Here is a 14,587-nt window from a genome sequence, read left to right on the forward strand (position 1 = left end):
ACTTGTAAAGGCGTGAAATATCCCTTTTGGACGAATTGCAATTCTAAATAATCCCTATTAGGGATTGAAACGCTGCCATCGTCTTGAATAGCGCGGATTTCCACCGCATTGCAATTCTAAATAATCCCTATTAGGGATTGAAACCGCGCTGGATCTGCTGCTGCTCGCGGGTCAAGTTGCATTGCAATTCTAAATAATCCCTATTAGGGATTGAAACGATAACTTACCTTTCGATGCAATTTGAGATAAAGATTGCAATTCTGAATAATCCCTATTAGGGATTGAAACGCGAATTTAACGGCTTAGCGACGAATTGAGCGTAAAATTGCAATTCTAAATAATCCCTATTAGGGATTGAAACTAAACCAGCAAAACGCCTTGATACTGGGGCATTATATTGCAATTCTAAATAATCCCTATTAGGGATTGAAACTAAAGATGAAATCGGCGAAAAAGTATCCTCCGATGATTGCAATTCTAAATAATCCCTATTAGGGATTGAAACTTAACTGTTCGAGTAAGTCGTCAATTTGTTGCTGTATTGCAATTCTAAATAATCCCTATTAGGGATTGAAACGAATCCGAGGTGGTAGCGCTGCGTAAACTTATACTCAATTGCAATTCTAAATAATCCCTATTAGGGATTGAAACTGAAAAATAAAGGAACATTGAATAATACCAATGCAATTGCAATTCTAAATAATCCCTATTAGGGATTGAAACTAGGGTAATGCTGTTAACAACGTTCGGGTCTATCATTGCAATTCTAAATAATCCCTATTAAGGATTGAAACCGATTAATTTTTCTTCTAGTTCGTAATCAAAAACAATTGCAATTCTAAATAATCCCTATTAGGGATTGAAACTTACAAATTCATAAAATTCCACGAATTCTACCAAATTGCAATTCTAAATAATCCCTATTAGGGACTGAAACCTTCTGTAAATACAATTTCAAAGCCCTGTATCAGAAAATTTTGCGATAAGACCAGATTTTCAGCAACAACTGTATTATTGCTAACATAGTATAATATTCTCATGCTTACTCTACCAACGATCGCAAACTGTAGTCTAATAGCGAAAGTCCTCTAAGGGATGACTAAATGAATAATTTAGGCTATTATGTTTATTCTCATATATAAAAATAATATTGCTTTTTTATAGTATAAACTGTGCTTTAACTCCAAAACACTTATAAGTTTTCTATTATCTACTCCCGATCTCAAATAGTAATCAAAATTAAACCTAATTTGTATGTGTTAAGCATTTATAACTAATTTATTTTGTTTTAACTTTTATTTTGCTTATAATCAAGAAGGCTATTAAAATTTCATATTAGAACATTTATTATTCTGTATTGCCTACAGATCGCTAAATACTTGTTTATTTTTTACCAATACGATTAAAGTGCATTGTTTTTTAGAGAATACATGAAACTGGCATATACTCTTTCAATGAATAAAAATCAAGTTTTTCAGCCACCTTTAATTTTAGTTGTAGAAGATAATGAAGACCATTTACTTTTAATCAGCTATATTCTTGAATCACTTGATTGTAGAATTATTACTCAAAAAGACGGTGAGACAACAGTGCTTTTAGCGAAAGAATATTGTCCCGATCTAATACTTCTTGATGTTGTTTTACCGAAAATAAGCGGTATTGATATTTTACGCTCTTTGAGAAAAGAACCTTTAACTTGCGATATCCCAGCAATCGCGGTCACAGCTTTAGCTACCGAAGAAAATCGCGAAAATATGATTATAGCAGGATTTAACGACTGTATTTTTAAACCTTATATGATTGAAGAATTAGAACAAATTATAATTCCTTATATTCGTAAGCAAGTCAATTTTTACCCAAACCATGTTTCGAGTTAAAATAATTCAGGAATGGCCGCAAGTGTCACAAAACTTGGATGGTGCCGTACACTCACCGTCTTATTACTAGGTTGATAATTAGTCTGTGTACTAGCAACGGCAATAAAGGGGGATATTATCTACGCCCCCTCAACCGCCTCCCCTACAAGAAAAATATGCCTTTTTGCTAAGTCCTATAATTAACAATATTTTAGTCCGAAAGGTTTTTAAAAACTTTGTATTTTTAGCAATTAATTACTATTAAAACTATAGCAACCCTAAATCATTTGTAAAAAAAATCATAGTTATTAATATTTAGAATTGTAGTGCGGTAGCGCATTCTACAATTTAGCTGCACATCAGCTTACTCATTTATATTTCACGAATTATTTAGGCAACAAAACTGTAAATAAACTTCCTTTCCCCAGTTCAGAATTAACCTTAATTTCTCCGTTATGGGTTCCTACAATTATCTGGGATAAATGAAGCCCTAAACCACTCCCAGAACGTTTATTTTTACCTTGACGAAAACGCTCAAATATGGTGCTTTGGTCTTCTGCTGCTATCCCATACCCAGTATCTTCAACTTCTAATTTTACCCAGTCTTTTCCTGCATCAGAGAACAATTCTGATAAACGAACTTTCACTCCACCTTCATCAGTAAACTTGATTGCATTTCCAATCAAATTACTAACAACCCGTCTTAATTCCAGTCGATCGCCATTTATCGTACCAGCGTCTTCACCTTGCTGTAAATCATTCACAAATTCAAAGCTTAATTCTCTTTCTTGCGCTAAAGGACTTAATTCTTGAACTATTTCCTCAACGATAGAAAGTATATTACAGCTTTCAAAACTCAAAGTCTTTTTACCAGCTTCAAAACGAGATACTTCTAAGAGCGTATTTACCATTTCTAATAAATTATGATTGCTGCGAACCATTGCTGCGATCGCCTTTTTCATCTCAGGAGAAATCTTACAGAATGTCTCCTGCAAAAAAATATTTAACATTCGATCCGCAGCTACCAAAGGGGTTCGCAAATCATGAGTTAAACGCGATACAAAGTCTTCACGCTGACGAGCCATTTCTTTCTGTGCATCAATACTATGCTTGAGACGCAAAAGACTACGTACTCTTGCAAGTAATTCGTCTGTGTCAAAGGGTTTACGAATAAAATCATCCGCACCCGCATCTAAACCTTCGACAACGCTAGCATCGTCAAAGGCTGTAACTAACAATATTGGAATATAATTATTCTCAGGATTATTACGGATACGACGGGTAACTTCATAACCGTCTATTCCGGGCATCATTACATCTAAAAGTATCAGACTTGGAGGCAATTTCTCAATTTCTTCTAACGCTGTCTCACCATTTGCGACTAACTTAACCTCGTATCCTTCGCTTTCTAAAAGGGCTTGCACTAAGTACAGATTATCAGGAATATCATCAACCGCTAGTATACGGTCTGCAATCTGATTCTCTTGAAGTAGCATAATAACTTTTATAATTTACCGAAAAAACATTAAACAAAGAACCAATAAATAGTACAAAAGAAAAAAGAACGAATGAATGAATAAACAAATAACTATCTATGTTGTTTTTTAAATTGTAGTTCAATATAATCTCTTTTTTTATTAATCAGTTCTTGAGACTGAGAATCATAATTTGCTGCGATAATATCATTATCTAAAGCAGATGATACCTGCCGTGGTAATTCTATACAAAATCGCGAACCTTTTCCTAATTCGCTTTCAACAGTAATTTTCCCTCCCATCATATTTACCAACGCACTAACTATAGGTAAACCTAAACCTGTACCCCCAAATCTACGATTGGTACCTTGCTCGATTTGTCTAAAGGGTTCAAAAATATGCTGTATATTATCGGCAGCAATCCCAATCCCTGTATCCTCAACTTCTAATAAAATACGATTGTTGGCAAGTTCTTCAATTTTTACACGAATGGTTCCAATTGGGGTAAATTTAATTGCATTTGAAAACAATTTTTTTAAAATCTGTTCTAGCCTTCTAGAATCGTTATATAGTATATTATTTTGCAAGTTTATATCAACTTCTACGGAAAGCTGTTTATCTCGTGCTAAACCACCCATTTCCATAACCGTAGCATTGACCAATTTTGACAAGTCGAGTATTTCTGGTTTTAAATCTAATTTTCCTGCTTGTAACTTAGAAAACTCTAAAATCTCATTCAATAACATCAATAAATTTTTAGCATTATTGAGAATACGTTCTACCATATCCTTTTGCTGACACGAAAGCACACCGCATTTAGGACGCAACAATAATTGAGAAAACCCAATAATGGCATTCATTGGAGTCCGCAATTCATGAGATATAGTTGCTAAAAACTGTGACTTTAACTGCAATGCTTCAATCAATTTAAGATTTTGTAAGTCTATTTGTTGCTTTTGTTGCTCATTTTTTTGGCTTTTACTGATGATTAATTGCTTGTTTTGTTGTATAATTTTATTTGCTACAGCTAATTGTGTTTGAGCTTGGTAGATTGCGATCGCGTTACGTGTCACCACATCTAAAATTTCTGCCGATAATATTGATTTGCGAATATAATCCGTAGCTCCAGCTTCCATCAATTCTGCGGTAACTCGTGGGTAGCTGTTTTCAACTATAACAACGATAGGAACCGAAATTTCTAAACTACGTAATTCCCTTAATAAACTTAAGCCTTCAATATCTGACAAGCAACTATCTAAGAAAACACAGTCATAGGAAACATTTTTTAAAGCATCGATAGCGTTGTTGCTTTCAACTACTTTTAAGTTACCTGCACCAGCATCAGTGAAAGCACGACATATGGTCGTCCGTTCTGCTTCGTCATCTCCGATAATTAAAATTTTCAGCTTTTCATCCATCGTTTTTTTCGACTTAAGCTAATTAAGCTATTAGATATTAATTCGCCAATATCAAATTTTATAATTTTTTAATAAACATTAATTCCGCACTAATTTTATAGTTAATTTGCAGACAAAATTGCATTTCTTATAAATACTTATAATTAGCACTGCCCTCGATTAAATTAATTTTCGTCAATATTGATAGCATAAACTTGATTAAACAATCTTATTTGTAGTCTTTCGCTCAAATGAATAATAAAATAAAAATTGACTGTAACTTGTTTACTCACCCATTACCTCGTTAACTAATCATTTACTGCATTCAAAAAAACTTATAGCAGGAATCCCTTAATATCTTTATACCCGATCAGTTTCACAATTAATGTCAGTATAATCTATTACTAATCTTTCCACTTACTGCTTGACGATAAAGTCTAAATTTTTGTGCCAATAACTGTAAAAGAGCGTTTTTTAAGACAATATTTGACTAAAAAATCAAATAGATTGCTTACCCAAAAGATAGATTCCAGTTAATGTTTATACCTTTAATCTGAATATACGCTTATTTTAAACAAAAAAATTTTTGTTCGTCGTCAGTCCTGAGAGTGAGTTACCAAAACGCTTATCCTTAACACTAAATAGAAGTTTTCCTGCCTCAAATGAATTAATAACTTATAGGACTTACGCAACTGTCATAATACTCGGCTGGTGCGTGACACTACAAACCCTATTACTACGTTGAAAATTAATCGAAGTCACAGCACCCTACAAGAAAAATGTGCCGCTTGCGTAAGTCCTGACTTAAACAGGATCGGCTCGCTAAATTTTTAATAAATCTAAACTATTTTAGATTAAAATTTACAGAATGAATTATAAATTAATTATTAAATTAGTAAAATTTCAGATAAAAGCAATAGATTTAAATGCTAAATATATCTATATATCACAAGTTACATTATTAACTATATCGAAAGACTAATAAACCTTTTTGCCGTTGCTTCTATCGATGGATGTATTTTCAGTTAGAAAGATCTATCTTAAGTAATGCATATTAAGCAAATAAATCTTCAACTACTAAGAAAATCGCCTGCCGTAAAAAAATAGTATGAGTGTAATGATGAGTGAAATCAGTATTGTTTTAATTGAAGACCACGATTTAACAAGAATGGGGATAAAAGCTGCATTACAGACAAATCCTGATTTGCGAATAATTGGAGAAGCAGCTAATGCTACCAGAGGGCTGAAAATGTTAGAGACAATGAAGCCGGATGTAGCGCTGATAGATATTGGTTTACCCGATACTGATGGGATTGAGCTTACCCGTAAATTTAGAGAATTTCAAAGCAGCAGGGGAGATACTTCTACGAAAATTTTGGTTCTGACAATGAACCATACGAATGATACCGTACTGGCCGCTTTTGCAGCTGGAGCAGATTCTTACTATATGAAGGATACAAGTATTGATAAACTCACCGAAGCAATTTACGCCACATATTCCGGTAACTCTTGGATAGATCCAGCGATCGCCAATATAGTATTAAATCAAATAAGAGACGAAACATCTGAGAACAAATCCTCCGCACAATCCAAAACAGTAAAAATTGGAGCGCTTGCTTCTGAATACGAACAAGTTTTAGAAACTTATCCTTTAACTCAAAGAGAATTAGAAATCTTAGAATTAATTGTAGCCGGACACAGTAACGGAGAGATTGCCGAAAAACTTTATATCACAGTTGGCACCGTAAAAACTCACGTCCGCAACATTCTTAATAAACTTTGTGCTGATGATCGTACCCAAGCAGCTGTCAGAGCATTACGTTCTGGATTAGTAGCATAAAGTGAGTAGCGAGCAGTTGATATAACTTCTAACTCCTAACTCCTAATTCCTAACTCTTCATTTGCTATAGTGTTGATTTGCAGCTTCTTAATATCTACCATACGCGCTTAGGAATGAACTACGAAACCGCTCATCAATTTCTTTTAAACCAAACTATAGCAAGCGAAAAAAACTCAGATGCGCTATTAATACGGATGCGACAGGGAAAACCACCTATACCCGGTCAAATTACCTCAATTTTACTGGCATTAAAAGTAGTGTTTGAAGCTCTCAAAGATGCTACTACCATTGAAAAAGAATTTGCTTACACCCTATATTTATTAGCTGTAAAATCTCAACAATTATTTGCAGCAGGGCTGAAAGCTGGTGTAGATTGGCCTCCATTGCTAAAAGAGGACTTGTTCAGAATCGCGAATGCGACCGAAAGTATTCTTTCTGGTGAATGGTATAACGTACATCAATAAAAACAAGTCTTTGTTCCAAACGCGAACTAGTAGAGACTTCACAATCGCGAAGTCTCCATCATGAAATCATCACTCGATCTGCAAATCAACGATTTCGTATTTCTTCTTCCAACTTATCCAGATCGGATTTAAGAAAAACCGTCATTTGACCAGTATAAGCTTTACCGTTTTTAGCTTGTGCGACTTCTACCCAATAAGCATAGCGATCGCCAACACGTAGTTCTCCCGTCAAACCTTCTCGAATGGGAGTTTTTGCAAAACGTGCTGCATTAATTGCGCTTTGGTTGGGATATTCGTAAATAACCTGAGCGCCTTTATAATCTTGATAAATATCCAAGCCGTAAATTATCCGCAAAGACTCTTTTAATCTATCCAAACTCATACCGTTAATTGCATCATACATAGAAATGCGTTCGGTACGAATTTGGCTGCGGTTTTTGGAAAAAGTGACTTTACCAGGTGCTGACACCATCGCTTGGAAACTAAATCTTTGCGCTGCGGTATCGCTTTTCGTTACTAAAAAGCGTTCCCCACTCCGAGGACTCAATGTCGGATGTGCTTTAATCCAAGTTTCCACGTCTTCTGTAGGTTGTCCAGGTAAAGCAGTAGCCGCACTATTGTTAGATATTAAGAATGCTAACGGTAGAATTAAAATTTGCAATAGAGATTTTTTTAGCATTTTTCAGTTTTGAAAGTTTCTATATATAGAATTCCCCTTTTTTTCAATTAATTAACGTTGAACAATTATCAATTACCAATTACCAATGCCCATTTAACTTTGGATCGCGACTTTAATTACTTTGCGATCGCGCATTTCCTGAAATACTTGCTCTAAATCTTTTAAATGCCGATTTTGACCTAGAAGTAACTCGAAGGGTATGTTACGACTGGCAATTAATGATAGTGCTTCTCGAACATATTTGGGGGTGTTGTGAAAAACTCCTTTTAAAGTCAGTTCGCTGTAGTGTAGCTGTTCGGTACTAACGCTAATTGTCGTATCTCGCGGACATCCACCGAATAAATTGACTGTACCACCGGGACGAGTACAGGCGATCGCTGTTTCCCACACAGCAGGAACTCCGGTCGCTTCTATTACTACATCAGCACCCCAATTATCAGTAAATTCTTTGACTGTTGCCGGAATATCGCCTACTTGACGATAATCAAAAATCTTTGCTGCACCAAACTTTTTTCCAATTTTCAACCTTTGCTCGCTACCACCGAACAACAATACTTGAGCCGATAAGTCCTCAGCCAATTTAGCGACAAACATCAGCCCAATTGCTCCATCTCCAAGAACCGCTATTCTATCCCCCGGCTTAACGTTAGAACGTGCTACCCCATGCAACACACAAGCTAAAGGTTCGGTCATCGCTGCCAATTCAACGGGTAAATCATCGGGAATTCGTAACAAATTGCCTTCTACAATCGGTGCCGGAATCTTCAGATATTCAGCGAAAGTGCCGTTATTCCAGGTTAAATTGGGACACAAAGAATATTCTTGACGTTGACAAAAAAAGCAACTCATGCATGGCGCGGAGTTATTAGGAACAACGCGATCGCCAACTTTCCAACCAGTAACACCTTTGCCCAAAGCCACAATTTCCCCAGCCGCTTCATGACCGAAAAGTGTCGGTGGTTTAAGCATTTTCGCATGACCACCCCGTCGCCAAACCTTCAAATCCGTTCCGCAAGTAGTAGCCGCATCTACTTTAATAACAATCTCACCATCAACAGGAATAGGGTCAGTAACTGTTTCCAGACGTAAATCTTCCTTACCATAAAGCAACGCAGCAAGCATATCAGTTAAAAATTGGTAATAGGTAATTGGTAATTAGTAATTGGTAGTTGTCCCCTTGTCCCCCATCTCCCCATCCCTTTGTCCCTATCTCCACAACTTCAAACAAGAACTCCACCCGATTCTACCAGGTGGAGTTGAGAACTTATAAACTACCCCACCCTGCCTACGGCGAGGATGGGGTTTTCAGCAGCCCTGAGTACAACATCCTGCAAAGAGCAGAACATCGCGCTCGAACCTCCAGGGCAGTTTATAAGTGCCCCCAAATCAGAAATGTTATTAGCTCCGTTCAAATCGGCATCACCAACCCAACCACAAGCCAAATTCAGACAGCTAAACTTCTTGCCCTGCCTATCTCCTAAAACCTTGCAGCGATGACAACTCTTACTTGTGTAGCGAGGGTCAACCAGATGTACCGCGACCCCAAACTTTACCCCCTTGTAGAGGATGAACATTCGCAGTTGGAAGAATGCCCAACTGTTACTACGTCTGCGTTCGGTCTTAGAGCGTGGCAACTGATTAGTTCTCTCCCTAATACCTGTAAGGTCTTCTAAGGCAATTGCCTGGTTGCTTGTTTTGGCTTGTTGGACAACCCGATAAGAAACGGTGTGATTAATGTTGGTCTGGAATTTTCGCTCACGCCCACTCAACCGTTGCAAGACCTGTCTCGCCCGACGACGAGTAGACCTTGTGCCTTTGGACGCTTTTCTTTGCAGCGAAGCCCTAACTCGACTAAATTTGTCCCGAACTTTAGTTAGCTGTTTACCGCTAAATTTGTCTCCACTACTTGTAACAGCAATATCTGTACGTCCCAAATCTATGCCCAAAACTTGGTCAACACTTTCTACTTGTGGTGGCTCCGACGAGATCTGAATTTGGAGATAGTACGTACCGTCAATGCGCTTTACCAAAGTTGCCGATTTAGGGTTCTGCCCTTTGAGCAGTCCGAGCTGATAGTTGCCAATATGCAGTCGAAACCGTTCCCGACGCTTGAGCATCGAGAGAGTAACCGTCGAGTCCTCTTCTCTAAAAGAAAAGCTCCGACTGTCATAAGTCGCACTCGTAGGAGCAAACTTTTTAACCAAACAACCTTTGTGTTTTGCTGTTTTACGGTTGGCACAGACACGTCGAATGGCATGGATGGTCAACTGCGACGGCAGACCAGAATCTGCTTTTGCCGCCATGTAAACTAAACACTGTACAGCCCGGTGGTTAGTCAGTTTCTCTGGGGTGTTCCTATTAACGTACTCACAGCAGTTCGCAAAAGCCAAAAGTACTGCCTCAACCTTTTCAATCTGGTGAGGCAGTACTTCCAATTTGCAAGAAACTGTCAGCACTTGAGGCATTTTCACCTACCAAGTCTACTAGTCCTACTATAGTACATAAGAAGTTAAGTTTAGGGGCATCGAACCCCCAAACTTCACCGCTATCCCTCCCCACCCTACTCCGCTCCTGCGTCGCTCCGTTGAGGATGGGGAATCCCGCGATTTCGTTGAAATAGTTTTGTTTAACTAGAGACTAAGATTTCACGACTGGGGAAGGAACAGCAGACTGGGTTCTAACTTCGGAATCAACGCGAACTGTACTTAATATTGGAACTTCTTGCCAGCAATTTTGACAAAACCAGTAAAGTTCACCATTGCGGATGTGACGCAGGGGAGAGCTACCGCAACAGGGGCAACTATTAGTTCTAATACTCATGAATCTGTCCTCCTTATCAAGAAGTTAAAATTGTTGATTGAGAAAGATTGTTATCGATGAATTAATATGTAATTTTTGCAGAGTGAATGAAACCGTTTTTTTGAAGGTGATTTTCAAGGATTTTTCTATAAACCGCTTCGTATCCATCTACCATTTTGCTAACGGTAAATTTATCTTCTACATCCTTACGACACCCATGACGGCTGAGTTCTAAAGCTTTAGGAATCATTGCCGCCATTTCTTCATAGCTTTGACAGATAAAACCAGTCACACCGTGGTTAACAACTTCTGGCACCGAACCCAGATTAATCGCAATTACGGGAGTACCTGTAGCCATTGATTCAATCATGACTAAACCAAAAGGTTCTTGCCAAGTAATCGGGAAGAGTGTGATCGCAGCATTCCCCAGAAGTTCAGCTTTTTCATTGTGACTGACTTCACCTAAAAATTGAATTTGTTTACCATCAATATGAGGAGCAATTTCCTGCTCAAAAAATTTGCGATCGACTTCATCAATCTTTCCGGCCATTTTCAAACACCAACCCGATTGCTTGGCGATCGCAATAGCATGATGGGGTCCCTTTTCTGGGGAAAATCTGCCTAAAAATGCTAAATAAGGTGGATTAGAAGGTTCGGCGATGAATGGATAATTGTTTTCATCAATACCGTTATAAACAGTTCCCACGTAGTTCAGATCGATCTGCCGCTGGGCATTGCTGATGCTAACGTAAGGTTGCTTATAGTGATGGGTGTAGATCTTTGCAGTATCTTGAGTAAAGCTATTGTGCAAAGTATGGACAGTCGGTGTTGTGACCAATCCGGCTGTTGCCAAAGGTAAAACTCCTAAATGGGAATGAATTAAATCGAATTCCGCCGCTCGCTGATAAACCTGGCTGATTTCGAGCAGTTCGTAGGCATCATAGTTTGAAACGTTAGGGTCTAAACGCAAAGCGCGATCGCAAACAGCTTCCAACTTTGCAAGAGTTAGCGAGTCACCAGAAGCAAACAGCGTTACTTCATGACCCCTACGAACCAATTCATCGGCTAAGTGACCAACTACTAACTCTATTCCTCCATAAGAAGGAGGCGGAACTCGTTCCCTTAAAGGGGCTACTTGAGCAATTCTCATAAAAAATTTTCGGGAAGTGGGAAACTCAGAGTCTTTAGACCTGAGAGGTAAACGACTCGTATGACTTTAGTCACCTTGAATATTTGCACCATTACCGCCTTGGGGTTGCTTAATTTGGTGTACTTTTGTGGTGTACTTTCAAGCAGGACAATTACTACTTCAAATCTCACAACCCTGTACGCATAAAGGTTTTGCTCCGTTCGCGCAGCGTGGCGCAGCCAGGAGCCTCCCGAGTGGGGTGATGTTAGCTTGTCCTAGGAGGACACGCTGCGCGAACGATAATGTTTAAGGTCGGCATATCTAGGAAACACTGGCTTAACTCAGGTACACCTGTTTAATCCCCTAGTTATAGGGCTTGGAACTAGCTACGCATTCCAAGGTATGAACTTCAACACTTACCTTAAACGTAGGAATTTAATCCTTAATCTGGTCAACTAAGAGTTTCAGGATTACGCCTGAAGCTCAGACCCTTTAGGGCTGAGTTGCTGACAAGTTATTTATGTTTCTGAAATTGAAAAAGCCCATATTTTGAGTTAGGACTTAAGTTTTCACCGGCTAGAGAAAAATTACTCTGCCGCATCAGACTTAATTAACCAGATTGACTTCAATTGAAATCTATTTTTGATTAATCAAAATTGGAAGCATTATCCAAATTGTCTGATTATTGTCAACAATTGACTATCAAGCAACTACATTTACAACTTACAGGTTATTGGTTTCTTTAATCATCTATCCTGGGGATCATACAAAATACTTTATTTGGTATACCAAAATACAGTTTTTTGAGCAGTTTTAACTTTTTAAAATATTTTTCCGAGTTTTAGGAGTTTTTCGGAGGTTATTAGGAGAGGTAAGAGGATGAAAGGTGTTGTGATGAGGAATGCGATGTTTATTTGTGTATACCTACTTATTTTGGTTAATCCGATCAATTTAAAACGTTGATGTTGGGTTACGGCGCGTCTATACTTTTCGTTGGGTATCAATATTAATCGTGCGCCTTTAACCCAACCTACAATGAATACTTTGACGTTTAACTTATAATGAAAATCGCGACTTGGAATGTCAACTCAATTAGAACTCGTTTAGAACACGTTGTTAATTGGTTAAAAGAAAGCGCTATTGATGTACTTTGTTTGCAAGAAACTAAAGTTGTAGATGAAAGCTTCCCTCAAGAACCTTTTCAAGAATTAGACTATCATCTCTATATTTCTGGACAAAAATCATACAACGGTGTGGCAATAGTCAGCCGTCAACCTTTAGAAGATGTTTCAGTTGGTTTTACCTCGATTTTGCCAGATGTCGATCCAAAATGGGACGAACAAAAGCGAGTTATATCGGGTGTAATCGATGGCATTAGAATTATCAATCTCTACGTACCGAACGGTTCTGCGATCGGTAGCGAAAAATATGAATATAAATTGCAATGGTTGAAAATATTGAGCGATTATTTGCAAAAACAGCAAAAATCCACACCTAATATCTGTATGTGCGGAGATTTTAATATTGCTTTAGAAGATAAAGATATTCACGAAAAAGCCGACCCTAAAAATCATATCATGTCATCCGATGCAGAACGGCAGGCTTTACGAGATATTTTAGCCTTGGGATTCGCCGATGCATTTCGTAAATTTACCTTAGAAGGCGGACATTACAGTTGGTGGGACTATCGAGCAGCAGGGTTTCCTCGTAACCGAGGCTGGCGGATCGACCATCATTATCTCACACCCGAATTGTGCGATCGCGCCAAAAGCTGCATCATAGATATCGAACCTAGAAAACTAACTCAACCCAGCGACCATACACCCGTCGTGGTCGAGTTTTAAGGGATGGGGAGATGGGGAGATGGGGAGATGAGGGGATAGGGAGATGGGGAGATGGGGAGATGAGGGGATAGGGAGATGGGGGGACAAGGGGACAATCATCAATTCCCAATTACCTATTACCCATTACCAATTTTTAAATGATAATTGATAATTGTTCATTAATAATTGATATATGTTTTTAGTAACAGGTGCAACCGGCGATATTGGTAGCAGAGTGGTACGACTTCTGCGGGAACGAGAGATGTTAGTTAAGGCTTTTGTCCGTCTAACTTCGCGGTACGGTGAATTGCAACATCGAGGTGCTGATATCTTTATCGGTGACTTGCGAGAAGAAAAAGATATTCGCAAAGCTTGTCAAGGAGTTGATTATATTGTTAGCGCTCACGGTTCTGATGGTGATGCGCTATCCTTGGATTATCGCGCCAATATAGAGTTGATTGACCAAGCAAAAGTCAATGGAGTTCAACACTTTGTCTTTATTTCCGTATTGGGTGTAGATAGAGGTTATGAAGATGCTCCGACTTTTAAAGCAAAACTTGCTGTGGAACAATATCTACAGAACAGCGGTTTAAACTATACAATCCTACGACCTGCGGGATTAGCATCTAACTTGCTGACTTTAGCTGAAAGATTTCGCGAAACGGGGTTTTATCTACTGATCGGCGACCCTAAAAACCGCACTTCTATAGTCAGTACAGATGATTTAGCAAAAATGGTAGTTGATTCTGTTCTTTTAACAAGCGCTCGCAATCAAACTTTACCTGTGGGAGGACCGGAGGTTTTATACAGAAAAGATATACCGCATATCCTCGGTCGTATTTTTAGTAAAGAACCAGCAATAATTAATCCACCACTGTTTTTAATTGATGGGTTGCGGAGTGCATTGGGTTTAGTCAATTCCAAAACACAAGCAGAATTAGGTACTTTCCGCACTTTGTTAGCCAATGAATTTTTCTGTACAACTGAAGAAGTTAAAACTTTAGAAGAAATTTTTGGCTTTGAATTAGAAACACTCGAAAGTTTTTTGAGACGTTATTTAGCAGTCTAAAAAAGTTATGAGTTAGGAGTTAGGAGTTAGAAGCTAATTAATATTGACCTTTTCCT

General features: G+C 38.2%; 12 protein-coding genes and 1 CRISPR repeat array. Of the genes, 5 read left to right on the plus strand and 7 right to left on the minus strand.

Going from position 1 to position 14,587, the window contains the following annotated elements:
- The first annotated feature begins 34 nt into the window (after positions 1–34).
- Positions 35–937: a CRISPR direct-repeat array (repeat unit 37 nt; unit sequence ATTGCAATTCTAAATAATCCCTATTAGGGATTGAAAC).
- A gap of 493 nt (positions 938–1,430) precedes the next feature.
- A complete protein-coding gene (locus VB797_RS30540) occupies positions 1,431–1,877 on the plus strand; it encodes a response regulator (protein WP_323241533.1) in 447 nt (148 codons plus the stop codon).
- Positions 1,878–2,242: 365 nt separating this feature from the next.
- On the opposite strand, the gene VB797_RS30545 is transcribed toward VB797_RS30540, so the two are convergent.
- Positions 2,243–3,352 (minus strand): hybrid sensor histidine kinase/response regulator, encoded by a 1,110-nt coding sequence (locus VB797_RS30545; RefSeq protein ID WP_323241534.1) that lies wholly within the window; start codon positions 3,350–3,352, stop codon positions 2,243–2,245.
- 92 nt (positions 3,353–3,444) lie between these two features.
- Positions 3,445–4,749, minus strand: coding sequence for a hybrid sensor histidine kinase/response regulator (locus tag VB797_RS30550; RefSeq protein WP_323241535.1), 1,305 nt, complete (start codon positions 4,747–4,749; stop codon positions 3,445–3,447).
- A gap of 1,099 nt (positions 4,750–5,848) precedes the next feature.
- On the opposite strand from VB797_RS30550, the gene VB797_RS30555 reads away from it, so the two are divergent.
- Together VB797_RS30555 and VB797_RS30560 are read left to right on the plus strand one after the other, a co-directional pair.
- Positions 5,849–6,568: a response regulator transcription factor gene (locus VB797_RS30555; RefSeq protein WP_323241559.1), complete on the plus strand. Its 720-nt coding sequence runs from the start codon at positions 5,849–5,851 to the stop codon at positions 6,566–6,568.
- Positions 6,569–6,681: 113 nt separating this feature from the next.
- A complete protein-coding gene (locus VB797_RS30560) occupies positions 6,682–7,032 on the plus strand; it encodes a Dethiobiotin synthetase (RefSeq protein WP_323241536.1) in 351 nt (116 codons plus the stop codon).
- An 85-nt stretch (positions 7,033–7,117) separates the two neighbouring features.
- On the opposite strand, the gene VB797_RS30565 is transcribed toward VB797_RS30560, so the two are convergent.
- From VB797_RS30565 to VB797_RS30585, 5 genes are all read right to left on the minus strand, one after another.
- Positions 7,118–7,711 (minus strand): hypothetical protein, encoded by a 594-nt coding sequence (locus VB797_RS30565; protein WP_323241537.1) that lies wholly within the window; start codon positions 7,709–7,711, stop codon positions 7,118–7,120.
- Between the two features lie 93 nt (positions 7,712–7,804).
- On the minus strand, positions 7,805–8,833 hold the full coding sequence (locus tag VB797_RS30570) for a zinc-dependent alcohol dehydrogenase (RefSeq protein WP_323241538.1): 1,029 nt from the start codon (positions 8,831–8,833) through the stop codon (positions 7,805–7,807).
- A gap of 149 nt (positions 8,834–8,982) precedes the next feature.
- Positions 8,983–10,176: a transposase gene (locus VB797_RS30575; protein WP_323241539.1), complete on the minus strand. Its 1,194-nt coding sequence runs from the start codon at positions 10,174–10,176 to the stop codon at positions 8,983–8,985.
- Positions 10,177–10,348: 172 nt separating this feature from the next.
- The gene (locus tag VB797_RS30580) at positions 10,349–10,531 is read right to left on the minus strand and encodes a hypothetical protein (RefSeq protein ID WP_323241540.1); all 183 of its coding nucleotides are present in this window, start codon (positions 10,529–10,531) and stop codon (positions 10,349–10,351) included.
- Positions 10,532–10,592: 61 nt separating this feature from the next.
- Positions 10,593–11,660: a glycosyltransferase family 4 protein gene (locus VB797_RS30585; RefSeq protein ID WP_323241541.1), complete on the minus strand. Its 1,068-nt coding sequence runs from the start codon at positions 11,658–11,660 to the stop codon at positions 10,593–10,595.
- A 1,040-nt stretch (positions 11,661–12,700) separates the two neighbouring features.
- Between VB797_RS30585 and xth the strand changes: the two genes are divergently transcribed.
- A complete protein-coding gene (gene xth, locus VB797_RS30590) occupies positions 12,701–13,483 on the plus strand; it encodes an exodeoxyribonuclease III (protein ID WP_323241542.1) in 783 nt (260 codons plus the stop codon).
- 172 nt (positions 13,484–13,655) lie between these two features.
- Positions 13,656–14,531 (plus strand): SDR family oxidoreductase, encoded by an 876-nt coding sequence (locus tag VB797_RS30595; protein ID WP_323241543.1) that lies wholly within the window; start codon positions 13,656–13,658, stop codon positions 14,529–14,531.
- Positions 14,532–14,587 lie beyond the last annotated feature (56 nt).

It is taken from the genome of Rivularia sp. UHCC 0363 (assembly GCF_034931125.1).
Taxonomy (GTDB): Bacteria; Cyanobacteriota; Cyanobacteriia; order Cyanobacteriales; family Nostocaceae; genus Rivularia.